Source organism: Pseudomonas sp. HN11, from assembly GCF_021390155.1.
Taxonomy (GTDB): Bacteria; Pseudomonadota; Gammaproteobacteria; order Pseudomonadales; family Pseudomonadaceae; genus Aquipseudomonas.
On the sequence record NZ_CP089985.1, the window covers coordinates 1,224,424 to 1,249,447 of the forward strand.

21 protein-coding genes are annotated in these 25,024 nt (G+C 60.2%); 8 read left to right on the plus strand and 13 right to left on the minus strand.

Annotated elements, in window-relative coordinates; genetic code table 11:
• Positions 1–52 precede the first annotated feature (52 nt).
• The 6 genes from LVW35_RS05515 to LVW35_RS05540 are packed head-to-tail and all read left to right on the plus strand — an operon-like array spanning position 53 to position 7,301.
• Positions 53–754 (plus strand): MtnX-like HAD-IB family phosphatase, encoded by a 702-nt coding sequence (locus LVW35_RS05515; RefSeq protein ID WP_233894134.1) that lies wholly within the window; start codon positions 53–55, stop codon positions 752–754.
• The gene (locus LVW35_RS05520; RefSeq protein WP_233894135.1) at positions 747–2,141 is read left to right on the plus strand and encodes an aspartate aminotransferase family protein; all 1,395 of its coding nucleotides are present in this window, start codon (positions 747–749) and stop codon (positions 2,139–2,141) included. The genes LVW35_RS05515 and LVW35_RS05520 overlap by 8 nt, the downstream gene beginning before the upstream one ends.
• Positions 2,138–3,004: an alpha/beta hydrolase gene (locus tag LVW35_RS05525; protein WP_233894136.1), complete on the plus strand. Its 867-nt coding sequence runs from the start codon at positions 2,138–2,140 to the stop codon at positions 3,002–3,004. Before LVW35_RS05520 ends, LVW35_RS05525 begins: the two co-directional genes overlap by 4 nt.
• Before the next feature lie 16 nt (positions 3,005–3,020).
• Positions 3,021–4,145 carry a GNAT family N-acetyltransferase gene (locus tag LVW35_RS05530; protein WP_233894137.1) on the plus strand — a complete coding sequence of 375 codons (1,125 nt, stop codon included), beginning with the start codon at positions 3,021–3,023 and terminating at the stop codon, positions 4,143–4,145.
• Positions 4,145–5,914: a HAMP domain-containing sensor histidine kinase gene (locus tag LVW35_RS05535; protein WP_233894138.1), complete on the plus strand. Its 1,770-nt coding sequence runs from the start codon at positions 4,145–4,147 to the stop codon at positions 5,912–5,914. Before LVW35_RS05530 ends, LVW35_RS05535 begins: the two co-directional genes overlap by 1 nt.
• Positions 5,904–7,301, plus strand: a complete 1,398-nt coding sequence (locus LVW35_RS05540; protein WP_233894139.1) for a sigma-54-dependent transcriptional regulator — start codon at positions 5,904–5,906, stop codon at positions 7,299–7,301. The genes LVW35_RS05535 and LVW35_RS05540 overlap by 11 nt, the downstream gene beginning before the upstream one ends.
• Before the next feature lie 120 nt (positions 7,302–7,421).
• On the opposite strand, the gene LVW35_RS05545 is transcribed toward LVW35_RS05540, so the two are convergent.
• From LVW35_RS05545 to LVW35_RS05595, 11 genes are all read right to left on the minus strand, one after another.
• Positions 7,422–7,760: a GlpM family protein gene (locus tag LVW35_RS05545; RefSeq protein WP_028619050.1), complete on the minus strand. Its 339-nt coding sequence runs from the start codon at positions 7,758–7,760 to the stop codon at positions 7,422–7,424.
• Complete coding sequence (locus LVW35_RS05550; protein WP_267924880.1) at positions 7,760–9,109, minus strand: sigma-54-dependent transcriptional regulator; 1,350 nt, start codon at positions 9,107–9,109, stop codon at positions 7,760–7,762. Before LVW35_RS05550 ends, LVW35_RS05545 begins: the two co-directional genes overlap by 1 nt.
• Positions 9,106–11,007 carry a sensor histidine kinase gene (locus LVW35_RS05555; protein ID WP_233894140.1) on the minus strand — a complete coding sequence of 634 codons (1,902 nt, stop codon included), beginning with the start codon at positions 11,005–11,007 and terminating at the stop codon, positions 9,106–9,108. The genes LVW35_RS05550 and LVW35_RS05555 overlap by 4 nt, the downstream gene beginning before the upstream one ends.
• A gap of 66 nt (positions 11,008–11,073) precedes the next feature.
• Positions 11,074–11,808, minus strand: a complete 735-nt coding sequence (locus LVW35_RS05560; protein WP_233894142.1) for an amino acid ABC transporter ATP-binding protein — start codon at positions 11,806–11,808, stop codon at positions 11,074–11,076.
• Entirely contained in the window at positions 11,805–12,476 is a 672-nt protein-coding gene (locus LVW35_RS05565; RefSeq protein WP_233894144.1) for an amino acid ABC transporter permease, read from the minus strand. The genes LVW35_RS05560 and LVW35_RS05565 overlap by 4 nt, the downstream gene beginning before the upstream one ends.
• Positions 12,476–13,222 carry an amino acid ABC transporter permease gene (locus LVW35_RS05570; RefSeq protein WP_071488705.1) on the minus strand — a complete coding sequence of 249 codons (747 nt, stop codon included), beginning with the start codon at positions 13,220–13,222 and terminating at the stop codon, positions 12,476–12,478. Before LVW35_RS05570 ends, LVW35_RS05565 begins: the two co-directional genes overlap by 1 nt.
• A gap of 193 nt (positions 13,223–13,415) precedes the next feature.
• A complete protein-coding gene (locus LVW35_RS05575; protein WP_010212760.1) occupies positions 13,416–14,342 on the minus strand; it encodes a glutamate/aspartate ABC transporter substrate-binding protein in 927 nt (308 codons plus the stop codon).
• A gap of 304 nt (positions 14,343–14,646) precedes the next feature.
• Positions 14,647–16,185, minus strand: coding sequence for a glycerol-3-phosphate dehydrogenase (gene glpD / locus LVW35_RS05580; RefSeq protein ID WP_233894146.1), 1,539 nt, complete (start codon positions 16,183–16,185; stop codon positions 14,647–14,649).
• Positions 16,186–16,361: 176 nt separating this feature from the next.
• Positions 16,362–17,117, minus strand: a complete 756-nt coding sequence (locus tag LVW35_RS05585; protein ID WP_017738297.1) for a DeoR/GlpR family transcriptional regulator — start codon at positions 17,115–17,117, stop codon at positions 16,362–16,364.
• An 83-nt stretch (positions 17,118–17,200) separates the two neighbouring features.
• On the minus strand, positions 17,201–18,706 hold the full coding sequence (gene glpK / locus LVW35_RS05590; protein WP_016970742.1) for a glycerol kinase GlpK: 1,506 nt from the start codon (positions 18,704–18,706) through the stop codon (positions 17,201–17,203).
• Between the two features lie 75 nt (positions 18,707–18,781).
• Complete coding sequence (locus LVW35_RS05595) at positions 18,782–19,639, minus strand: MIP/aquaporin family protein (protein ID WP_233894147.1); 858 nt, start codon at positions 19,637–19,639, stop codon at positions 18,782–18,784.
• Between the two features lie 327 nt (positions 19,640–19,966).
• Here LVW35_RS05595 and ybaK point away from each other — a divergent pair, with 327 nt between their 5' ends.
• Positions 19,967–20,437: a Cys-tRNA(Pro) deacylase gene (gene ybaK, locus LVW35_RS05600; protein ID WP_233894148.1), complete on the plus strand. Its 471-nt coding sequence runs from the start codon at positions 19,967–19,969 to the stop codon at positions 20,435–20,437.
• Between the two features lie 7 nt (positions 20,438–20,444).
• Here ybaK and LVW35_RS05605 read toward each other — a convergent pair whose 3' ends face one another.
• Both LVW35_RS05605 and argF read right to left on the minus strand, forming a co-directional pair.
• Positions 20,445–21,551 (minus strand): ABC transporter ATP-binding protein, encoded by a 1,107-nt coding sequence (locus tag LVW35_RS05605; protein WP_233894149.1) that lies wholly within the window; start codon positions 21,549–21,551, stop codon positions 20,445–20,447.
• Positions 21,548–22,468: an ornithine carbamoyltransferase gene (gene argF / locus LVW35_RS05610; RefSeq protein WP_233894150.1), complete on the minus strand. Its 921-nt coding sequence runs from the start codon at positions 22,466–22,468 to the stop codon at positions 21,548–21,550. Before argF ends, LVW35_RS05605 begins: the two co-directional genes overlap by 4 nt.
• 434 nt (positions 22,469–22,902) lie before the next feature.
• Here argF and LVW35_RS05615 point away from each other — a divergent pair, with 434 nt between their 5' ends.
• Positions 22,903–25,011, plus strand: a complete 2,109-nt coding sequence (locus LVW35_RS05615; protein ID WP_233894151.1) for a molybdopterin oxidoreductase family protein — start codon at positions 22,903–22,905, stop codon at positions 25,009–25,011.
• Positions 25,012–25,024 lie beyond the last annotated feature (13 nt).

The window sequence follows — 25,024 nt, forward strand, 5'->3', positions numbered from 1 at the left end:
CTCTACCCCTTGTTGCAAGCGCACACAGCGCGCTCCTCCAAGGTAAACAACGATGATCCACTGGCATATCGTGTGTGACTTCGACGGGACCATCACCCCCACCGATGTCATCGACAACGTCCTCCAACGCTTCGCCGGCCCCGAGTGGGAAACCATCGAACAGGAATGGCTGGATGGGCATATCGGTTCACGCGAATGCCTGAGCCGCCAACTGGCACTGATCAAGGCCACCCCCTCCGAACTGCTGGCGTATTTCGACAGCGTCGAGATCGACCCGGACTTCCCCGACTTCGTCGATCACGTGATCGGCCTGGGGGCGTCCATCGAAGTGGTCAGCGACGGCATCGAGCAGGGCATCGCGCGGATCCTGTCGCGCAACTACGTGACCTTGCTGCCGATCCTCGCCAACCGCCTGCGCCAGGTCGATCAGAACAGCTGGCGCATCGACTTCCCATATGCCAGCGATGCCTGCCGCGCTGCCTCCGGCAACTGCAAGTGCAAGTCCACCCCGCGCAACAAGCGCGTGCTGGTGATCGGCGATGGCAAGTCGGACATGTGCGTGGCCTCCACCGCCGACTTCGTGTTCGCCAAGGGCAGCCTCGCCGACTACTGCGTGGCCAACCAGATCCCTCATGCGCGCTTCGACACCTTTGCCGAAGTGCCTGCGCTGCTGGCTCTACTGCCACAAGGCATCGCCGCCAACGCCACCTCCTTTACTGCTGCCGACAATCAGGAACTCTTCCACCATGTCTGATATCCGTATCGCTACTGCCGAAGACCAGATCCTTCTGGATAAAGAAGCCAAATACTGCTCCTACGGCGACACCGTCCACTACATCGAGCCGCCGCGTATTTTCAGTCGTTGCGAAGGCTCCTACGTGTGGGACACCGAAGACCAGGCCTACCTCGACCTGCAAATGTGGTACTCGGCCGTCAACTTCGGCTACGCCAACCCGCGTCTGAACAATGCGCTGAAACAGCAGATCGACACCTTGCCGCAGATCGCCAGCCAGTACCTGCACAAGGGCAAGATCGAGCTGTCGGAAATGATCGCGGTCGACGCCAAGAAGAAGTTCGGCCTCGACGGTCGCGTGCACTTCAACGTCGGCGGTTCGCAGTCCATCGAAGACTCCCTGAAGGTTGTGCGTAACGCCACCAACGGCAAGAGCCTGATGTTCGCCTTCGAAGGCGGCTACCACGGGCGTACCCTCGGCGCTTCGTCGATCACCTCCAGCTACCGCTACCGTCGCCGGTACGGCCACTTCGGCGAGCGGGCGCAGTTCATCCCGTTCCCGTACCACTTCCGTGGCCCTAAAGGCATGACCAAGGAAGAATACGGCAGCCACTGCGTGCAGCAATTCGCTCGACTGTTCGAGACCGAGTACAACGGTGTGTGGGACCCCAAAGTCGGTTCCAGCGAATACGCCGCGTTCTACGTCGAGCCGATCCAGGGCACCGGCGGTTACGTGATTCCGCCGATGAACTTCTACCGTGAATTGAAGCAGGTGCTGGATCAGCACGGCATCCTGATGGTCTCCGACGAGATCCAGATGGGCTTCTACCGCACCGGCAAACTGTGGTCGATCGAGCACTTCGACGTACAGCCGGACGTGATCGTGTTCGGCAAGGCGCTGACCAACGGCCTCAACCCACTGGGCGGCATCTGGGCCCGTGAAGAGTTGATCAACCCGAAGATCTTCCCGCCAGGCTCGACCCACTCCACCTTCGCCTCCAACCCGTTGGGCACGGCGGTGGGCCTGGAAATGTTCAAAATGACCAACGAAGTCGACTACGGCGCGATGGTCATGGCCAAGGGCAAGTTCTTCCTCGAAGGCCTGCAAGACCTGCAGAAACGTTTCCCGATCATCGGCGACGTCGATGGCCTGGGCCTGGCCCTGCGCTGCGAAATCTGCGGCCCCGATGGCTTCACCCCGGACAAGGCGACCCTGGACTACATGGTCGAGGAAGGCATGAAGGGCGACATGCTGGTGGACGGCCAGAAACTCGGCCTGATCCTCGACGTGGGCGGTTACTACAAAAACGTGATCACCCTGGCACCTTCCCTGGAAATCAGCTACCCGGAAATCGAACTGGGCCTGAAGCTGCTCGAACAACTGCTAGTGCGGGCGACCAATCGGTGAGCCAGGCAGAGATCGACCTCGGTGAAGGTGATGCCGGCTTCGTTCTCGGTGATGGTCCGGTCGGGATCCTGTTGATCCACGGCCTGACCGGCACCCCGACGGAATTGCGCCAGGTCGCCAAGGGCCTGGCCAAGGTGGGTAACTGCACGGTGTACGTGCCCACCCTGGCCGGACACTGCGGTGATAACAGCGACCTGCAGGCCACCGGCTGGCGCGACTGGTACGAGGGTGTGCGCAAGACCTTCGTCTGTGTGAAACAGCGCCACACGCAGGTGTTTGTCGGTGGCTTGTCCATGGGCGCGGTGATGTCGATGTACCTGGCCTCGGAGCATCCGGGCCAGGTCGCCGGCTTACTGATGTACTCCACCACCCTTAAGTACGACGGCTGGAGCATCAACAAAATGGCGTTCATCACGCCATTGCTGATCCGTATTCCGTTCGGCGTGCGCCTGTTCCGGTTTACCGAGAAACCGCCCTACGGCATCAAGAATGAACGCCTGCGCGCCATCGTTGAACGGCAGATGAAGGAAGGTGAAAGCAGCGAGGCAGGCTTGTTGACGATGGAAGGCGTGACCGTACGTGAATTGCACTGGATGAACGCCGAGGTCAAAAAACGCATGCCGTCGATCAACGTGCCGGCGTTGGTGCTGCACTCCATCGAGGACGACATCACCAGCCGCTGGAACGCGGACTATGTGGAACGCCACCTCGGCGGGCCGGTGACCAAGATCCTGCTGGACAACTGCTACCACATGATCACCGTCGACCTGCAATACCGCCGGGTGATCGAGTTGAGCGCGGAGTTTGTCGGGCAACATGCCGAGGCTATTGCGGCCCCTCAAGATTATCGACAGCGGGCCTGAGCCTTAAGGAAACGATGTGATTACCGCCCAAGCCTTCCCGACCATCCGGGCCCTCCAGCGCAGTGCCTGGAACGACTGTTTCCCGGGGGCCCTGGAGGACTGGGACTATTACGTCGCCGTGGAAAATGCCGCCATCGATGATTTCCAGTGGCGTTACCTGGCGGTTTACGAAGATGGAACGCTGGCGGCTGTGGCTGCGGCGTTCATCACTCATTATCGCCTCGACACCACGGTGTCGGGTGCCGGCAAGCGTTTGACCGAACGTGTGGAGCGCCTGTGGCCGGGGCTTTTGCAACTGGGGCTGTATGCCATCGGTTCCCCGGTGGCGGAGCGCTGCGACGTCGGTTTTGCCAGTGGTGTGGCGGATGCGCGCCGCCCGCTGCTGCTCAAGCACCTGCTGGCAGCTGCGCGCCAGGATGCCGATGACTTTGGTATCGGCCTGGTGGCGGTCAAGGATGCGCCGAGCAAAGACGCGCATTGGGTCGAAAGTTGCCGGGCTGCCGGCTTCCAGAGCATGCCGAGCCTGCCCACGGGCGTGTTGCCGCTGCCGTACGGCTCGGTGGACGCTTACCTGGGCTCCCTGGGAAAATCCACGCGCAAGGACCTGCGCCGCAAACTGCGCGCGCCGGGGCCACGGGTGGAGTGGCGGCGCAATATCGACGACGTGCTGCCGGAAGTCATGCGCCTGTACGAAGCCACGCTCACGCGTGCCGAGTTGCAGTTCGAGCGGCTGCCCGCCGGCTACTTCACAAGTGTGCTCGAACGCCTTGATGAGCGTGCGGTCTGTGTTCTTTACTGGGTGGACGAGCAACTGGTGGCGTTCAACCTGATCCTGGTGGACGAACACCGGCTGGTGGACAAGTTTTTTGGGCATGACGTTGAGTTCACCCGCGACTACAACCTGTACTTCCGCAGCTGGCTGACCAATGTCGACTACTGTATTCAGCACAATATCGCCGTGTATGAGTGCGGTCAGGCCGGGTATGCCAGTAAGCTGCGCCTGGGTTGCGAGTTCCAGGGCAACAGCGTGTTTTTCCGCCACCGCAACCGGCTGGTCAACGGCCTGCTCATGCTTGTAAAACTGTTTATTCGACCGGACCGTTCCGACCCTGCCATGGCTGCTGCGATAAGCGAAACCTGATGATCACCAAGACCCGCCAGAAAGCCCGCCCCTTTGCCATTTCGCGCTGGAGCGTCCAGCGCAAGCTGGTGCTCGCGTTCTGGTTGGTCAGCGTGATCCCCACCATGATCGCTGCCGAACTGGCCGCCACCACGCTGTCGCAGATCTTCGACAGCAACGTGCGCATCTGGCTGCAGGAGTCGACCAAGATCGTCAAGGACGAGATCGGCGACATCCTCCACGACAACGCGCGCATGGCCAAGTTGTTCCTGCGCTACACCAGCCCGCCTTCCAGCCGGCAAGCGGCCAAGCACGACCGCTTGACCGCCGATATTGCCGACGCCACCGATATCGACGTGGTGGCTCTGATCCGCACCAGTGACCAAAAAGTCGTGTTCAGTACTGCCTCCGACGACATCGTCAAGCAGATCAGCCTCGCCAAAAATACCGTGTTGCAGACCGTGCAGGTGGCGGGTGTGTCCACCGGTATCGTCGTCTCGACTTTCGAAACCTCCCAGGACGGCGTGGATTACGAGTTGCTGGTCGGGACTTATTTGGACAGCAGTTTTCTCACCAGTGTGGCTGATGTGCATTCCCTCGACCTGCGCCTGTACCTGGCCAACCCCGACGGTTTTTCCGAGATATTCTCGACCCAGCGCTTCGAGGATCATCCCTCGCGCATTCCCAAGAGCGTCGAAACCGCGATGCGCGCCACCAAACAGCCCAGCGAGCAGTTCACCAATAACTACAGCGGGTTGTACTGGCCGATCTTCAACGATGGCGGTGACTTGCAGGGTGTGATCTTCAGTGGCTTGCTGCGCCATACCAGCCTGGTGGGACTGGTGAACCAGAGCAACCTGTTCGTGCTGATTTTCCTGCTCAGTTCGGCGCTTTCGCTGGCGGCCGGGGTGTTGGTGTCACGACGCCTGACCAAGCCGCTGCGGGACTTGTCCCAAGGCGTGAGTGCGGTGATCAGCGGCGATTACGCGCACCGCGTGGTGGTCAGTGGTGGCGACGAGCTGGCGCAGTTGAGCAGCACCTTCAATCATATGACCGAGCGCCTGGGCGAGTTGCATCATCTTGAAGCCCAGCTACGTCGACGTGATCGCCTGCACGCGCTGGGTGAGGTCGCCATGGGCCTGGCCCATGAGATCCGCAACCCACTGGGTATCATCAAGACTGCGACGCAGCTGTTGCACCGCCGCGCCGACCTGCCGGACTCCGACAAGCGTCACTTGGAATACGTGATCAGTGAAGTCAGCCGCATCAACGATCTGATCACTGAGTTCCTCGACTTCGCCAAGCCCAACCCGCCGCTGCGCGTGTTGCAGCCTGCGCGCCCGTTGGTGGAGGAAATCCTCGGCTTCTGTGCCCCGGAGTTGGCCACTCATACTATCGACGCGCACATCGACGACCAGGCACCGGGAGCGACGATCTATGCGGATGCCAAGCAGCTCAAGCAGGCGTGCCTCAACCTGATTCTCAACGCCATCGACGCAATGCCCGAAGGCGGGCGCCTGACCCTGGGTATTCGCGCAGAAGGCGAGAACACGGTGATCAGCATCGCCGACACCGGCCAGGGGATTCCGGCGGACATGATCGAGCGTATCTTCACGCCATTCGTCACTACCAAGGCGTCCGGCACCGGCCTGGGCCTGGCCAAAGTCTATTCGATCATGGAAAGTCACGACGCCAGCATCGAATGCGCCAGCGAGAAAGATGCCGGCGCCACTTTCAGCCTGTACATTCCGGCGATTGGCGAAGACGACGAGGACAGTCATGACGCATAACATTCTGGTAGTCGACGACGAGCCCAAGCTCTGCGACCTGCTGGCATCGGCCCTGGGTCAGAACGAGGTGCAGGTGTTTATCGCCGGCAATGGCCTGCACGCGCTCAAGGTACTGGAACAGGAAGACATTGACCTGGTGATCAGCGACTGGCGCATGCCGGGCATGGACGGGCCGGCGCTACTGGCCGAAATCAAGGTGCGCTACCCCCATGTGCCGGTGATCGTGATGACCGCCTACAGCACGGTGAAAAACGCCGTGCAGTCGATGCGCAACGGCGCCTACGACTACATCGCCAAGCCGTTCGATATCGACGAACTGGACATCACCGTGGCCAAGGCCCTGCAGTTTCGCGACATCATGCGCGACAACGCGCGCTTGCGTGCCGAGCTGGACGAACACGCGCAGTTCGACAGCCTGGTGGGCGACAGCCCGGCGTTTCGCAAAGTGCTGCAAGCGGTGGACTCGGTGCGCGACAGCAGCGCCACCATCTTGCTGACCGGCGAAAGCGGCACCGGCAAGGAAATGGTCGCCCGTGCCATCCATAAGCACGGCAGCCGTGCCGACAAACCTTTCGTGGCGGTCAACTGCGCGGCCATCCCGGAAGGGCTGCTGGAGAGCGAAATGTTCGGCCATCGCAAAGGCGCGTTTACCGGCGCCGTGGCGGACCGGGTAGGGCGCTTTCAACAGGCCGACAAGGGCACGCTGTTTCTCGATGAAGTGGGCGACATGCCCCTGGCATTGCAGGCCAAGATCCTGCGCGCATTGCAGGAACGGGTGATTGAACCGGTGGGCGATCCCCGCGAGCGTAAGGTGGATGTACGGGTGATCGCCGCCACCAACAAGAACCTGCTGGAAGCGGTGGCCAACAAGGAGTTTCGCGAAGACTTGTATTACCGCCTCAACGTGTTTCCGATCCCGTTGCCGGCCCTGCGCGAGCGGGTGGAAGACATTGCGCCCTTGGCCCGTCACTTCGCCCAGACCCTCAGCGCCACGGCAGGCAAGCGCATCACCGGCTTCAGCCCTGAGGCGTTGCAGGCCATGGCGGCTTATCACTGGCCAGGCAATATCCGAGAACTGCAGAACTGTGTAGAGCGCGCGACCATCGTGGCGGCATCGCCGGTGATCGAGGATATCGATTTGCCGGGTTACCTGTTTGCCTCCAAGCCAAGCGAGGGCGACGTGACAGCGATCCTCAGTGACGGGCCGGGGATTCCCCAGGACCTCGATGCGGCGCTGGCAGAAGTAGAGAAGGCCTACATACTCGCGGCGTTGCAGGAGAGCAATGGCGTGCAGGCTGCGGCGGCGGCGAAGATAGGGATTTCCGAGCGCAGCTTCTGGTATCGCCTGAAGAAGCTGGGGATCCAGGTCGACAAGATCGTCCGCTGATACCCTGAGGTTCAAATGTGGGAGCGGGCTTGCTCGCGAAAGCGATGTGTCAGTCAAATATGTTCCAACTGAACCACCGCATTCGAGCAAGCCCGCTCCCACAGTTTTGACCGTGTTGGGTCAGGCGTGAACGCGGACCCAGATGCTGACCAATATCGTCGCGGCCATCAACCACGCCACCGCTGCCACAGCGAGTGACGCCTCCAAGCGCATCCGATCCACCATGACATACAACGTCGCCAGGTACACGAAGTACGGAATGATCGACCACATCCCGAACAGGATCGTGGTCTTTAAGTCGTCCACCGAACGGCCCTTGCCGACGATGTAGTGGGCGATCAACGCAAAGGTCGGAAACAGCGGTACCAGACCTGCGATGTAATAGTTCTTGGTCTTGGCCAGCGCCGCCAGAATCAACACCACCGCCGCACCCAGGGCGGCCTTCAATACAAGATCCATCAGTGGCTCAACCCGTATTTTTTGACTTTGTCGAACAGTGTGGTCTTGGCCATCCCCAGTTCCTGGCTGGCCTGGGTCAGGTTGCCGCCGCTGCGTTGCAAGGCGTCGTTGAGGAGGTTGCGCTCGAAAGCTTCCACCGCCTCAGTGAAGGCCAGGCCGTGGCTGCCACTGCTGGCACCGCTTTTCTTGAAGGCGGGCAGGCCGAGGGCGAAGCGTTCGGCGACGTTGCGCAGTTCACGCACATTGCCCGGCCAGTCGTGGCTCATCAGGCTCGACAGGGTCTGGTTGTCCAGCTCCGGCACGCTGCGGTCAAAACGCAGTGACGACTGCTGCAGGAAGTGTTCGAACAGTTGCAGGATGTCTTCGCGGCGCTCGCGCAGGGGCGGCAGTTCCAGGGTAACCACATTGAGGCGGTAATACAGGTCGCTGCGGAACTGATTGGCGCGGCTCAGCTCGTCCAGGTCCGACTTGGTGGCGGCGATCACCCGGCAATCTACTGCCACGCTCTGGTTCGAACCCAGGCGCTCCAGGGTGCGCTCCTGCAACACCCGCAGCAGCTTGATCTGCAGGTTGATCGGCATGCTTTCCACTTCATCGAGGAACAGCGTGCCTTCGTGGGCGTGTTCGATCTTGCCGATGCGACGCTTTCCGGCGCCGGTAAAGGCGTTGGCTTCGTGGCCGAAAATCTCGCTTTCGAAGAGATTTTCCGGCAGGCCGCCGCAGTTCAGAGCGACGAACTGATGGGAATGGCGCCGGCTGAAATCATGCAGGCAGCGCGCGACCAGTTCCTTGCCGGTACCGGTCTCGCCTTCGATCAGCACGTTGGCCGAGGTGTCGGCGACGTTGGCGATCAGCTCGCGCAGTTTCTGCATGGCGGGCGAGCGGCCGATGATACGGCCTTCGAGGGAGTCGCGCTCGGCCAATTGGCGGCGCAATGACCAGACTTCCCGTGCCAGCCCTCGCTGCTCCAGGGCGCGGCGGGCCACGTCCACCAGGCGCTCAGGGGAGAAGGGTTTTTCCATGAAGTCATAGGCGCCGTTGCGCATGGCGCCGACGGCCATGGAGATATCGCCATGTCCGGTGATCAGCACTACCGGCAAGCTTTTATCCAGGGCCTTGAGGCGGGTGAGCAACTCAAGACCGTCGATGCCCGGCAGGCGGATATCGCTGATCACAATGCCCGCGAAGTTCTCGCCGATGCGCTTCAACGCCTCCTCGGCACTGCCCACGCCGACGCTGGGAATGTCTTCCAGGGCCAGCGCCTGCTGGCAGCCGAGCAGCACATGGGGATCGTCTTCGACAATCAGCACCGTGAGCTCGTCTTTAATGGCTTTAGCGTCTGTATTCATGTCGACTCAGCTTTTTGAGCGCCCGCCAACGGCAGGCACAAGACAAAGGCCGTTCCACCACTGGTCGGATGTTCCACGGCAAGGTTGCCGCCAGTGGCCGCGGCGAGGCTGGCGGACAGGGTCAAGCCCAGGCCCAGGCCTTGCTCGCCGGGTTTAGTGGTGAAGAACGGTTCGAATAAATGTTTGCGCGCCTCGGGGTCTATACCGTGGCCATTGTCGCGCACCTGCAGGCGGTATTTGCCCTCGGCGTTGCTGCCTTCCAGCCACAGCTCGGGGGCCGGTTGGGCTTGCATGGCGTCGAGGGCGTTGCCGATCAGGTTGACCAGGATCTGCTCCAGGCGCGTCTGGTCGATTTGCAGTTGGGCGTGGGAAAAGTCGCGGTGCAAGATCAGCGGCAGTCTGTCCAGGCGTTCACCGAGTACCTGGAACGCGGCATCCACGGCTTTAGTGAGGTTGGCTTCGCCCTGGTCATCGCCGCGCCGGGCAAAGGAGCGCAGGCTGGCGGTGATGCGGCCCATGCGATCGATCAGTTCGTTGATGGTCTTGAGGTTGGCGCTGGCGGTGTCCAGGGCGCCACGTTCAAGGAAACGTACGGTGTTGCCGGACAGGGTTCGCAGCGCCGCCAGGGGTTGGTTCAATTCATGGGCAATGCTGGTGGACATCTGGCCGATGGCGGCCAGTTTGCCCGCCTGCACCAACTCATCCTGGGCACGGCGCAGCGTTTCTTCGGCCTGGCGTCGTTCGCGGATCTGGCCCTTGAGCCGTTCGTTGCTGGCGCGCAGGTCAGCGGTGCGTTCGGCAATCCGCCGTTCCAGCTGGCTGTTGGCTTCCTGCAAGGCTTCACGGGCGGCGAGGCGGGTGGCGATGACTTTACGTCGTTCGTTCCAGGCAATCAGCAAAAACGCAACCAGACCAAACGCGACGGCCACCAGGATGCCTTGGTTGATTGCGGCACGGCGCAGATCGTTGAGCGGGGTGAGCAGGGTGAAATTCCACGGCGTGTCATTCAGCGGCCGGGTTTGCGCCAGGTAGCTGACTTCATGCTCGTCGTTGACCACTTCGCTGTTGGCCGGGAAGGTAAGTTTCTCGGTGCCTTCGTTGAGGCGCTCGCGGGCGAGGGGTTCCAGTTCGTTCAGCGTGGCCCAGTAATATTGCAGGCTGTGGGCCAGGCGGTCCTTGGTTTCGTCGCTCAGCGGGCGCACGGCCTTGAGGCGGCGGGCCGGGTCGCTGGAGAGGATGATGATGCCGTTCTCGTCGCTCACAAAGGCTTCGAGGCGCGCGCGTTGCCAGCGTTCTTCAAGTGCCTCAAGGCGCACCTTGACCACGGCGACGCCGATGATCTTGCCGTGCTCTTCCAAGCCATGGGCCAGGTAGTAACCGGGTTCGCCGTTGGTGCTGCCGATGCCATAGAAACGGCCGGGCTGGCCTCGCACGGCGTTCTGGAAATAGGCGCGGAAGGACAGGTCTTCACCCTGGTAACTGTCGGCATCGCGCCAGTTACTGGTGGCCAGCACGCGGCCGGTGGTGTCCATCACGTAGATGGCCCGACTGCGACTGCGTCGGTTCAGGCCTTCGAGGTAATCGTTGACGGTTTTGCGGGTTTCCTGGCTCGGGTCGGCCAGCAACGTGGAGACGCTGGACTCCAGTTCCAGCAGGCTGGGCAGGTAGGTGTATTTGCTCAGTTCGCTTTCGACGGTGCGGGCATGCAATTCCAGCTGGCGCTCGCCGGTATCGCTGAGCGTGCGGATGCCGTAGTACTCACTGACCCAGAAGCCGATAAAACCCAGGCCGATCATCAGGGCGATGATCAACGGCGGCAGGAAGAGTTGGCGGATCAGGCGTGGTTTCACGGCAAGTGATGGCGGTGCGGCGCGAAATTGGTTGGGGTCGCATTTCATCACAGATGCCTTGGGTCAACCAGTCGTGGTGAAGGGGATTGGCCCTTCACCACAACTGGGCAGTGCTTAGTGCTGCAGGATTTTCTCAAGGAAGTGCTGCGCGCGTTCGGAGCGGGCGCTGATATCGCCGAAAAACTCTTCTTTCGGGCAGTCTTCGATGATCTTGCCGGCGTCCATGAAGATCACGCGGTCGGCCACTTTGCGGGCGAAGCCCATTTCGTGGGTCACGCACATCATGGTCATGCCTTCGTGGGCCAGTTGCACCATCACGTCGAGCACTTCGTTGACCATTTCCGGGTCCAGCGCCGAGGTCGGTTCGTCGAACAGCATGACGATCGGGTCCATGGCTAGAGCGCGGGCGATTGCCACACGTTGTTGCTGACCGCCGGAGAGCTGGCCGGGGTGCTTGTGGGCGTGCGCCGACAGGCCGACGCGCTCGAGCAGTTGCAGGCCTTTCTTGGTGGCTTCTTCCTTGCTGCGGCCGAGCACCTTGATCTGCGCGATGGTCAGGTTCTCGGTGATGGTCAGGTGCGGGAACAGCTCGAAATGCTGGAACACCATGCCCACGCGCGAACGCAGTTTCGGCAGGTCGGTCTTAGGGTCGGCAATCGAGGTGCCGTCCACGACCACGTCGCCTTTCTGGAACGGTTCCAGCGCGTTGACGCACTTGATCAGGGTGGATTTGCCCGAGCCCGACGGCCCGCACACCACGATCACTTCGCCTTTTTTAACCTCGGTGCTGCAATCGGTCAGCACCTGGAAGTCGCCATACCACTTGTTGATGTTCTTGATAGAGATCATACGGCAAACCTTTTTTGCAGACGCTTGACCAGCAGCGAGGCGGAAAAGCTGATGATGAAGTAGACGACACCGGCGAAGATCAGGAACTCATTGGAGCGGCCGATGATGTCGCCGTTGGAGCGGGCGGAGTTGAGGAAGTCCACCAGGCCCACGGTGTAGACCAGGGAGGTGTCCTGGAACAGGATGATCGACTGTTGCAGCAGCAACGGGGTCATCTTGCGGAACGCCTGGGGCAGGATGATCAGGCGCATGGTCTGGCCATAGGTCATGCCCATTGCCTGTGCCGCCGCCATCTGGCCTTTAGGAATCGACTGCACGCCGGCCCGTACGATTTCACAGAAGTACGCGGCTTCGAACATCATGAAGGCCACGACGCACGAGGTGAACGCACCGATCGGGGTGTCTTCGCCTGTGATCCAGCGCAACACGAACGGCACCGCCAGGTAGAACCAGGTGATCACCAGCAGCAGCGGGATCGAGCGGAAGTAGTTCACATAAGCGCCGGCCACGCGGGACAGCAGTTTGCTGGACGACAGGCGCATCAGCGCCAGGACCGTACCCAGCGCAATGCCGCCGATCACACCCATGACCATCAACTGCAAGGTCATGACCATGCCGTTCCACAGGCCCGGGATGGCGGGGATGATGCCGCTGAAATCGAAGTCCATTATTTACCCCCCACGGAGATCAGGCCGGGCACCGCGACTTTCTTCTCGACCACGCGCATCAGCAACATCAGGCTCATGTTCAGGGTGAAGTAGATCAGCGTGGCCAGGGTGAAGGCTTCAAACAGGTTGGCCGAGAACTCGGCGGTCTGTTTGGTTTGCGCCAGCAGTTCCATCAGGCCGATCAAGGACGCCACGGAGGAGTTCTTGAAGACGTTGAGGAATTCCGAGGTGAGCGGCGGGATGATGATCCGATAGGCCTGGGGCAGCAGCACGTTCCAGTAGATCTGCGGCAGCTTGAAGCCCATGGCGCGTGCGGCGGATTCCTGGCCGCGTGGCAGCGCCTGGATACCGGTACGCACTTGCTCACACACACGAGCGGCGGTGAACAGGCCCAGGCACACGACAACGCTCAGGTAGGCCGAGGTGGTCGGGTTGAGGTCCTGTTTGTACCAGTCCTGCAGGTTCTGCGGCAGCATGTCGGGTACCAGGAAGTACCAGATGAACAGTTGAACCAGCAGCGGCACGTTACGAAACAGTTCCACGTAGCAGGTCGCGATGCCCGCTACGATGCGGTTTGGCACGGTGCGCATGACGCCCAGAATGGACCCCAGCAGCAAGGCGATAATCCATGCCACGACAGCGATGGCGATGGTCCAGCCCAAGCCGGCGATGTACCAGTCGAGATAAGTCTCGCTGCCCACGCCAGTGGACTTGAAGAACACGCCCCAGTCCCAGTTGTAATTCATTAGGGTCTCCCCTCGAGATCGATCGATGTACAAGCACCCGCTTGGGGAAAATCCATTCCCGCCTGGCGATGAACGCCAGGCACACGCGATCGGCTCGAAAACCGCCAGGTCGAGTGTTCCAAAGTAAAGCCAGCAGGTAGTAACAGACGCCTGAGGGAGGTTGGCTCCCTCAGGAGATAAGCTTAGTCAGGTATCAGATTTTTACGTCAGGCGCTGGCTTGTCGCTTGGGTTGGCGATCAGCTCCTTTACCTTGTCGCTCATCGGGAAGTTCAGGTTCAGGCCTTTTGGTGGGATCGGGCTCTCGAACCACTTGCTGTAGATCTTGTTGATTTCGCCGGATTTGTACAGGGCAACGATGGCGTCATCGACCGCTTTCTTGAAGGCTGGGTCATCTTTACGAACCATGCAAGCGTAGGCTTCGAAGGACTGCGGAGTACCGGTGATGACCCAGTCGTCCGGCTTCTTGGCCTTGGCCTCTTCACCGGCCAGCAGGGCGTCGTCCATCATGAAGGCAACGGCACGGCCGCTTTCCAGCATCTGGAAGGATTCGCCATGGTCCTTGGCGGAGATGACGTTCATGCCCATTTGCTTGTCGGCGTTCATCGCTTTGATGATGCGCTCGGACGTGGTGCCGGCGGTGGTCACGACGTTCTTGCCTTTCAGGTCGGCAAAGTCAGCGTAGGACGGCTTGCCATCCTTGTCTTTCTTGACCAGCAGACGGGTGCCGATTTCGAAGATGTTGACGGTGAAATCAACTTGTTGCGCGCGTTCGGCGTTGTTGGTGGTGGAGCCGCACTCGAGGTCCGCGGTGCCGTTCTGGATCAGCGGGATACGAGTTTGCGAGGTCACCAGGTTGTACTTGGCTTTGAGGTCGGGTTTATTCAGGTCTTTTTTCAGTTGCTCGACGACGGCCAACTGGATGTCGTGGGAGTAGCCCACGGGTTTGCCCGAACCATCCGCGATATAGGAAAACGGAATGGAGCTGTCGCGGTGAGCGAGAGTGATGGTGCCGGAGTCGTTGATCTTCTTCAGCGTGCCGGTGAGTTCGGCGGCGAAAACTGGAGTGCTGATCAGAGCAGCAGCGATAGCTGCGCCCAGGATATGGGGAACGATGCGCATCAATACTTCCTCGACATTTGTTTTTTTTATGAAGCCGGCTAAACGGCTCTCTTGTACAGCGAATGCCCGTGGCGGCTCCTGAGGCGTCCCAGGCAATCGTCCAAGAGTGTAGAGCATGAGTCGTGCCAGGCTCGATATAAAAGGTTAACCGATTGTTTTATAAGAAAATTAACTTTATATGACGACTTTTTTTCAGGCCTTTAATCCGGCAAACCGAATTGATGGCACTGAGGTGTTCGGAAAACCGAATGCGAAAAAAAGCCCCTGAGCCGTTCGGCGCAGGGGCTTTTGTGGTACCGATCCGTCAGGCGGCTTCGATTTTGCTACGGTTCAGCTCAACGGTGGACAGGTAACGCTGTACATTGGCCTGTTCTTCCGGGGTGGTGAACAGGCCGAGCTTGGTACGGCGCCACAGCACGTCCTGAGGTTGGGTCGCCCATTCTTCGGCGCACAGGTAATCAACCTCGCGTGTGTACAGGCCGCCACCCAGGTGCTCGCCCAAATCAGCCAGCGATTGCACGCCTTCCAACAGGCGCCAGGTGCGACTCCCATAGGTGGTGGACCAGCGACGCGCGATTTCATTCGGCACCCAGTCGAATTTGCCGCGAATGGCTTCGGCCAGGGCTTGCGGCGTGGTCATGTCTTCGCCGCCAGGCAGGCTGGCCTTGGCGGTCCAGCTTGGGCGCATCTGGGTGAAATACGGCGCCAGTTGTGCCATCGCCGACTCGGCGAGCTTGCGGTACGTGGTCAGCTTGCCGCCGAACACCGACAGGATCGGCGCCTCGCCGGTGCCGCCGGACAGCGCCAGGGTGTAGTCGCGGGTGATGGCCGACGGGTTGTCCGACTCGTCGTTGCACAGCGGGCGCACGCCGGAGTAGGTGTGGACGATATCGTCGCGGCTCAGTTGTTTCTTGAAGTGAGCGTTGACCACCTTGAGCATGTAGTCAGTTTCACCTTCGGTAATGGCGACTTTTGCCGGGTCACCGGTGTATTCGCGGTCGGTGGTTCCAATGATAGTCAGGTGGTTCAGGTACGGAATCGTGAAGACGATGCGCTGGTCTTCGTTCTGGAGGATATGGGCGTGGGCACCTTCGTACAGTTTCGGCACGATCAGGTGGCTGCCCTGGATCAGGCGGATACCGTAGGGCGAATCCAGCTTCAGGTCGTCCCTGATGAACTTGGCGACCCATGGGCCGGCTGCGTTTACCAGCGCGCGGGCCCGGATCGAGAACAGGCTGCCGTCGGCGCGTTCCATGTTCATTTCCCACATGCCGTTGCTGCGGTGTGCGCTGATGCAGCGGGTCTGGGTGTGGATATGCGCACCTTTTTCGCGAGCGGCCATGGCGTTCAGCACGACAAGGCGGGCATCATCCACCCAACAGTCGGAATATTCGAAGCCTTTGGTTATTTCGCTTTTCAGCGGGCTGTCGGGGCCGAACTTGAGGCTTTTCGAACCTGCCAGCTTTTCGCGCTTGCCGAGGTTGTCGTAGAGGAACAGGCCGGCTCGGATCATCCACGCCGGGCGCAGGTGCGGGCGATGCGGCAACACGAAGCGCATCTGCTTGACGATGTGCGGGGCCTTGGCCAGCAGCACTTCACGTTCGGCCAGGGCTTCGCGCACCAAGCGGAATTCGTAATGCTCGAGGTAACGCAGGCCACCGTGGATCAGCTTGCTGCTGGCGGATGAGGTGTGGCTGGCCAAGTCATCCTTTTCACAAAGGAATACCGACAAACCGCGACCGGCCGCGTCTGCTGCAATGCCGACGCCATTGATCCCGCCGCCGATAACGGCAACGTCATAGACTTCGGCAAGCGGTTGAGCAGGCAAGGTGGAAGGGTTCATTGGCTGGCCTCGCGATTTATTCGTCTTTGAATTCGAACATTAATGTTCATTTGCGAAAATGGTAGCTGATAAACGCGCGCGCAGCCAGCCGACTTCGATTAAAAAAACTCATCGAAGGGCGGGGAAAGGAAAATTTGTGAACATGAGGGGGAAATTTCCCCCCCTAGAAGGAAGGGTTAAACCACTTCCAGTCGAACCTTGTGCTCGCTCAGCAGCTGCACCAAAGCCGGCACTGGCTGCTGATCCGTCACCAGGCAATCCACCAGGCTGATCGGACCCAGGCGAATCATGGCATTACGCCCGAATTTGCTGGAGTCCGCCGCCAGGATCACTTGGCGTGCATTGGCGATGATCGCCTGGGAAACCCGTACTTCCTGATAGTCAAAGTCCAACAGGCTGCCGTCTTCATCGATGCCGCTGATGCCCACCAAGGCAAAGTCGACCTTGAACTGGTTGATGAAGTCCACGCTCGCCTGGCCCACCACGCCACCGTCACGGCGCACGTTGCCGCCGGTCAGCAGCACGTCGAAGTCGTCCTTGGCACTGAGCATGGTGGCGACGTTGAGGTTGTTGGTGATGATTTTCAGGTGGTTGTGGTTGAGCAATGCACGGGCGATGGATTCGGTGGTGGTGCCGATATTGATGAACAGCGAGGCGTGATCGGGGATCTGCGCAGCGATGGCTTCGCCGATGCGCTGTTTCTCGTCGCGCATCTGGTCGGCCCGCATAGCGTAGGCGGTGTTTTCGACACTGGAGTCATAGGCCGCGCCGCCGTGGTAGCGGCGCAGCAGATTAGCGTCCGCCAGTTGGTTGATATCGCGGCGGATGGTTTGCGGGGTGACAACGAATAGCTGCGCCATTTCCTCGATGCTGACGTAGCCGCGCTCGCGGACCAGTTCGAGGATTTGTTGTTGGCGGGGAGGCAGATTCATGGGGCGTCCTTTGGGCTGCCATACAAAAGTGGCCCATGATGACGCAGGAATCCGCTCCCTGCCAGTTACAACCGGACGATGGCTTATTCAGCGCCTTCGTGCGGTTCCCAGTCACGGGTACGGCTGACGGCTTTTTGCCAGCCCGCATAGAGCTTCTCTTTGGCGGCCTCGTCCAGCTGCGGTTCGAATTCGCGCTCGATCACCGCCTTGCCGCGCAACTCTTCCAGGCTGCCCCAGAAACCGCACGCCAGGCCGGCCAGGTAGGCTGCGCCCAATGCCGTGGTCTCGCGCATTTGCGGGCGTTCGACCTGGGTGCCGAGGATGTCGGCCTGGAATTGCATCAGGAAGTTGTTGGCCACCGCGCCGCCGTCCACACGCAGGGCTTTGAGGCGTTCGCCCGAGTCTTGTTGCATGGCGTCGAGTACGTCGCGGGTCTGGTAGGCAATCGATTCCAGGGCTGCACGAATAATGTGATCCACGCGTACGCCACGGGTCAGGCCGAACAGTGCGCCACGGGCATACGGGTCCCAGTAGGGAGCGCCCAGACCGGTGAAGGCTGGGACCAGGTACACGCCGTTGCTGTCCTTGACCTTGCCGGCGAAGTATTCGGTGTCGGTGGCGTCGGCGATGATTTTCAGTTCGTCACGCAGCCATTGCACGGTAGAGCCACCGTTGAAGACTGCTCCTTCCAGGGCATAGGCCACTTCACCACGTGGACCACAAGCGATAGTGGTGAGCATGCCGTGTTTGGACTTCACGGCTTTGTCGCCGGTGTTCATCAGCAGGAAACAGCCGGTGCCATAGGTGTTTTTGGCTTGGCCGGCTTCCACGCACATCTGGCCGAACAGCGCCGCCTGTTGGTCGCCGGCAATACCGCCGATGGCGATGCCGCTTTTGGTGCGGCCGTAGATTTCCGACGACGACTTCACTTCCGGCAGCATTTCACGCGGCACGTCGAGAATCTCCAGCATCTTCGCATCCCACTCCAGGGTGTGGATGTTGAAGAGCATGGTGCGCGAGGCGTTGGTGTAGTCGGTGACGTGGGTCTTGCCGCCGGTAAATTTCCAGATCAGCCAGCTGTCGATGGTGCCGAACAGCAGTTCGCCGTTGCGCGCACGTTCACGGCTGCCTTCGACGTTGTCGAGGATCCACTTGAGCTTGGTGCCGGAAAAGTACGGATCGGTGACCAGGCCGGTGGTGTCATTGATGTATTGCTCGTGGCCGTCGCGCTTGAGCTGCTGGCAGATCTCGGTGCTACGGCGGCACTGCCAGACGATCGCGTTGTAGATCGGACGACCGGTGACCTTGTCCCACACTACGGTGGTTTCACGCTGGTTGGTGATGCCGATGGCGGCGACCTGGTCATGGTGCAGGCCAGCCTGGGCGAGTGCCTCGACCATGACCGCGCTCTGGGTGGCGAAGATTTCCATCGGGTCATGTTCGACCCAGCCGGCTTGCGGGTAATGCTGAGTGAACTCACGCTGGGCGGTGCAGACCACGTTGGCGTCGCGATCAAAGATGATTGCCCGGGAACTGGTGGTGCCTTGGTCAAGGGCAATGATGTAGTTCTTATTCTGAATATCGGTCATGTCGAATGCCTTGGAAAATAAGAAAATCAGTAATCAGCTGGGCCGCAAAAGGGCAGGTGGTCCAGGCTGGCGCTATCAGGAAATACGGGTCTTGCCGTTGACAGCCGTGTCAGGTGTTTCTTCATCTATAGCAGGTGCCGCACTCGGCAGATGACGGGCAATCAGCCCGCGGTAGGCCGCAGCACCCAGGCATGCGCCGACGATCGGCGCGAAGATCGGCACCAGGAAGTAAGGAATATCGCGGCCACCGGTAAAGGCCATTTCACCCCAGCCCGCGAAAAAGGTCATCAGCTTGGGCCCGAAATCCCGCGCCGGGTTCATCGCAAAGCCGGTCAACGGGCCCATGGCACTGCCGATCACTGCAATCAGCAGGCCGATCAGCAACGGGGCCAGGGGCCCACGGGGCAGACCGTTGTTGTCATCGGTAAGGGCCATGATCACGCCCATCAGGATGGCGGTGATGACCATTTCCACCAGGAACGCTTGGGCGGTGCTCAGCAGCGCATGGGGGTAGGTGGAGAACACCGACGCCAATTCCAGGCTGGCCTGGGTGCCGCGTACCATGTGGTGGGTTTGTTCGTAATCGAAAAAGAGGTTGCTGTAGAGCGTGTAGACCAAGGCTGCCGAGCAAAAGGCACCGGCGATCTGGGCGAGGATATAGAAGGGCAGTTTGCGCTTGTCGAAATCAGCGAAAATACACAGCGCAATACTGACGGCCGGGTTAAGGTGAGCCCCGGAAATCCCGGCGCTCAGGTAAATCGCCATGCTGACGCCGATCCCCCAGATGATACTGATTTCCCACAAGCCAAAGCTGGCACCCGCGACTTTGAGCGCAGCGACACATCCTGTACCGAAGAAGATCAGAAGCGCAGTCCCCAGGAATTCGGCCATGCATTGGCTCGAAAGTGAAGGCTGTTGAAGAGCAGTTGTCATGGAAAACCTCAGTTGTTGTTCTTGTCTGGCACACAACCTCAACGGATTGTTGCGCGATTTTCACCGTGGCAAGGATCCCCATCCCGGTCACGGCTTACTGCTTCAATACTGTGGATCTATTCCTACGGCATTCGGAAACGAAAAAATATAGACAAGAATGACGGCTGTCAAAGGTCGAAAGTGAACTGTCAGTCACTTTCAAACTATTGGTCTGGTGAATGATCACGCTTGTCACGTTGCGCCTGCACCTTAAAAGTGGGCGGACTAGAGCGTTTTGTGTGGGCTTGGCCTAGAATTGGCCATCTGTTTGCCACGCCCGGATACGTCATGACCCCCGCATTGGACCTGTTGAAAAAAGTTCGCGCCGAACATCGCATCCACAGTTATGAACACGACCCGAAGGCGGCGTCCTATGGGCTGGAGGCCGCGGAAAAGTTGGGCCTCGACCCGGCGCAGGTGTTCAAGACCTTGTTGGCGAGCAGCGAGAAGGGCGAATTGTTGGTGGCAGTGGTGCCGGTCGTCGGAAGTCTGGACTTGAAGGCGCTGGCTCAGGCTGCAGGCGTCAAGAAAGTCGAAATGGCCGACCCGGCGGCGGCCCAGCGTTCAACCGGGTATCTGTTGGGCGGCATCAGCCCGTTGGGGCAGAAGAAGCGTTTGCGCACGTTTATCGATGTGACGGCGCAGCCATTTGCGACGATTTTTGTGAGTGCGGGGAGAAGGGGCTTGGAAGTTGAATTGCCGGCGACTGTGCTGGCTGAACATACCCAGGCCAAATTCGCAGAAATTGGCCGGGCATGACCGGGCGTTATACCGGGCTGTAGCGTCTCACGCCGGATTCGACTTGAGGGATCTGCGCGGCGGTGCTGCCTGAGGCCTGGAACAGCACCAGGTGTTCGGCGGCCACACGGATCCCCACATCCGCGCCGACCTGATGGTCGGCATGGCTCGGGAAAATCGACTCCAATTGCGCGCCGGTCGGCAGTTGCAGGCGGTACAAGGTCGACGCGCCGAGGAAGGTCTTGCCGATGATCCGCGCTTTCAACGCGCTGTCCGGTGCATAGACGATATCATCCGGGCGCAGCAACACATCCACCGCACCGCCCGTAGGCCAGGTGTAGGCGCGATTGCCGCGCAGCTCACCCAGTTCGGTACCGACCGACTCTGGCGAACTCAATTGGCCACGGATGAAGTAACCCTGGCCGATGAAGCTGGCGACGTAAGGCGTCTGCGGTTCGTGATAGAGGTTGTAGGGCGTGTCCCACTGCTCCAGACGACCTTCCTTGAACACACCGACCTGGTCGCTGACGGCGAAAGCTTCTTCCTGGTCATGGGTAACCAGGATCGCACTGGTGCCACGCGCCTTGAGGATATCGCGCACTTCGTGGCTGAGCTTGCGGCGAAGTTCGCCATCCAGGTTGGAGAAGGGTTCATCCAGCAACAACAGGGCCGGCTCCGGCGCCAACGCGCGGGCGAGGGCGACGCGTTGTTGCTGGCCGCCGGAAAGTTCGTGGGGGAAACGCTTGCCCAGGTTTTTCAGGTTGACCAGCTCCAGCAACTCAGCCACCACACGGTCTTTCTGCGGATGCTTGCGAATGCCGAAAGCGATGTTGTCGGCCACGCTCAAGTGAGGAAACAGCGCGTAGTCTTGGAACACCATGCCGATACGACGTTTCTCCGGTGCCAGGGTGAACCCGGCGCTGGAGATCACTTCACCGGCCAGGCTGATTTCACCTTCGTGCACCGGCTCAAACCCGGCAATCGCTCGTAGCGTGGTGGTCTTGCCGCAACCCGAAGAGCCCAGCAGGCAGCCGATGTCGCCGGCATTGAGGTGCAGATTGAGGTTCTGCACCACCCGTTGATCTTGGTAGCCGCATGCCATATTGCGCAGGTTCAGCAGTAATGAATGACTCATGCGTGGTGGTACGACGGGGGAACGAGAAATTCGAGCAGGGCCTTTTGCGCATGCAGGCGGTTTTCAGCCTGGTCCCAAGCGACCGAGCGTGGGTCGTCGAGCAGGTCTGTACTGATCTCTTCGCCACGGTGGGCCGGCAGGCAATGCATAAACAGCACGTCGGACGCGGCCAGGTCGAGCAGGGCACGGGTCACTTGGTACGGGGCGAACAGGGCCAGGCGCTTGGCTGTTTCGTCTTCTTGGCCCATGGAGGTCCAGACGTCGGTGCTCACCAGGTGTGCGCCGATCACGGCCTCATGCGGGTCACGTAACAACGTCACGCGGTCACCGGCCTGTGCCAGAAAGCGCGCGTCAGGCTCGTAGCCTTCCGGACAGGCAACGCGCAGTTGGAAGTCGAACTGGATTGCCGCTTCTATATAGCTGTTGCACATGTTGTTGCCGTCGCCGATCCAGGCCACGGTCTTGCCCTGGATCGAGCCACGGTGCTCGAGGAAGGTTTGCATGTCAGCCAGCAACTGGCACGGGTGCAGATCATCGGAGAGGCCGTTGATCACCGGTACGCGGGAGTTGGCGGAAAATTCGGTCACGGTGCTGTGGGCAAAGGTACGGATCATCACGGCGTCGAGCATGCTCGACATCACCTTCGCGCTGTCGGCGATCGGCTCGCCACGACCCAGTTGGGTGTCGCGCGAAGACAAAAAGATGGCTTGGCCACCCAGTTGGATCATGCCGGCTTCAAACGACACACGGGTGCGGGTCGACGACTTCTCGAAGATCATGCCGAGCACGCGGTTTTTCAAAGGCTCGAACAGTACGCCGCGGTTACGCAGGTCTTTAAGCTCAATGCCTCGACGGATCACGCTGACCAGCTCTTCGGGCGTGCAATCCATCAGGGAGAGAAAGTGCCTTGCGCTCATCATTAACTACCTTTTTGCAACAGACCGCAGATACTCAAAGCCTTGTTTATTGTGACAACGGGCGAGACCTGCGGCGAAAGCCGCACGGGGCGACGAAATAGGGGAAGGCGCGATCTTATAATTAAATGTCGCGTCTTACCAATAGGGCTACGGTTTTTAAGGGTGTTCAAGAAGGGCGCCGGAGCGCTTTTGAAGACAATTTCCAGACAGCAGCGGGCCATTTGTACACTGGCGTCGAGACCTTTGGCAATGCGCGGAGGCGGGCGCAGGCCAGGCCGCGTCGGTTTCAAAGGGCGTGCGGTGGGGTCTGAAACATTTGCTCACGCTTGCCCATGGCCTGGCTTGATGCTTGTCGATTCACGAGACTGACGTTAGTAGCGCGTGCACCGGTCGCAGCTCATAGTGGGATCAAAGCCCTGATAAAGAGACTGGCCATGACCAAGACTCTCCACCACCGTGCCTGCCATCTGTGTGAAGCCATTTGTGGCCTGACCCTTGAAACCACCCAAGCCGAGGACGGCACCCTGGCGATCACTTCAATCAAGGGTGATGCGCTGGATACGTTCAGCCGTGGGCATATCTGCCCCAAGGCCGTCGCGTTGCAAGATATCCAGAACGATCCCGACCGCCTGCACCAACCCATGTTGCGGGTCGGCAGCGAATGGCAGCCGGTTGCGTGGGAAGACGCCTTTGCGCTTGTAGCCGAACGGCTGTCAGCTATTCAGACGCGGCACGGGCAGAACGCGGTGGCCGTGTACCAGGGCAATCCCAGCGTGCACAACTATGGGCTGATGACCCACAGCAACTACTTCCTGGGCCAACTGAAGACGCGCAATCGGTTTTCCGCCACCTCCGTGGACCAACTACCTCATCATCTCACCAGCTATCTCATGTACGGCCACGGCCTGTTGCTGCCGATCCCGGACATTGATCACACCGACTTCATGCTGATCCTGGGTGGCAACCCGCTGGTGTCCAACGGCAGCATCATGACCGTGCCCGACGTGGAGAAACGTCTCAAGGCGATCCAGGCACGGGGTGGCAAAGTGGTGGTGGTCGACCCTCGGCGCAGCGAGACGGCGGCAATGGCCGATCAGCACCTGTTTGTGCGCCCAGGTGGTGATGCGGCCTTGTTGTTCGGGATGCTCAACACTTTGTTTGCCGAGAACCTGACCCGCGACAGCCATCTGCCGATTGAAGGCCTTGAGGACGTTCGTCGTGCCATCGCCGGATTTACCGCCGACGCCATGAGCCGTCAATGTGCGGTGCCTGCCGAACAGATACGTCAATTGGCGCGGGACTTTGCTGCGGCGGACAAAGCGGTGTGCTATGGGCGCATGGGCGTTTCGACCCAGGCATTCGGCACGTTGTGTCATTGGCTGGTGCAGTTGATCAACGTGGTGACTGGCAATCTGGACCGCGTAGGGGGCGCACTGTGTACCACGCCGGCCGTAGACCTGGTGGCGTCGACCGGTGGTGGGCATTTCAATCGCTGGCAGAGTCGGGTTTCCGGGCGTCCGGAGTACGGTGGCGAGCTGCCTGTGTCGGCATTGGCTGAGGAAATGCTAACCGAAGGTGAAGGGCAAATCCGTGCATTGGTCACGGTGGCGGGCAATCCGGTGTTGTCGACGCCGAACGGCCGGCAATTGGAACGGGCCCTTGATGGTCTGGAGTTCATGGTCAGCATCGACCTCTATATCAACGAAACCACGCGCTATGCGGACCTGATCCTGCCCTCCACTTCGGCACTGGAAAACGATCATTACGACACTACCTTCAATATGTTCGCGGTGCGTAATGTCACCCGGTTCAATCGCGCGATTCTGCCCAAGCCCGCAGGCGCGTTGCATGACTGGGAGATTTTCGTTGGTCTGGCCAAAGCCTTCTCAGCTCATAATGGAATTGCGCTCAAACCGACCCTGCCTCCGGCGCAGATGATTGATTTCGGCCTGCGCGCGGGTGTCTACGGTGATGCATCCAGCCACAAGTTATCCGTGGCCATGCTGGCGGATCATCCCCACGGCGTGGACCTTGGGCCGCTGCAACCCAACCTTGCCGCGCGGTTGAAAACCGCTGACGGCAAAGTGCAAGCGGCGCCGGCGGTGATCCTCGCTGACTTGGTGCGTTTTGCCGCTCAACCGGTGCCTGTGGCCGACGAACTGCTGCTGATCGGTCGTCGTCATGTGCGCAGCAACAATTCCTGGATGCATAATTATCACCGGCTGGTGAAGGGTAAGCCGCGTCATCAATTGCTGATGCATCCGGATGACCTGGCCAGTCGGCAATTGAGCGATGGCCAGCGCGTGCGTGTCAGTTCGCGCATCGGCATGATTGAAGTGGAAGTGGTGGCCAGCCTGGACATGATGCCCGGTGTGGTCAGTCTGCCCCACGGCTGGGGCCACGGACGCCCTGGCGTGCAGATGACGATCGCCAGCGGGCAGCCAGGCGCCAGTGCCAATGACTTGACCGACGAACGGCAGTTGGACGAGCTATCTGGCAATGCGGCCTTGAATGGCGTTCCCGTGCAGGTAGAAGCCGCCTGAGCACTGCGCTGGA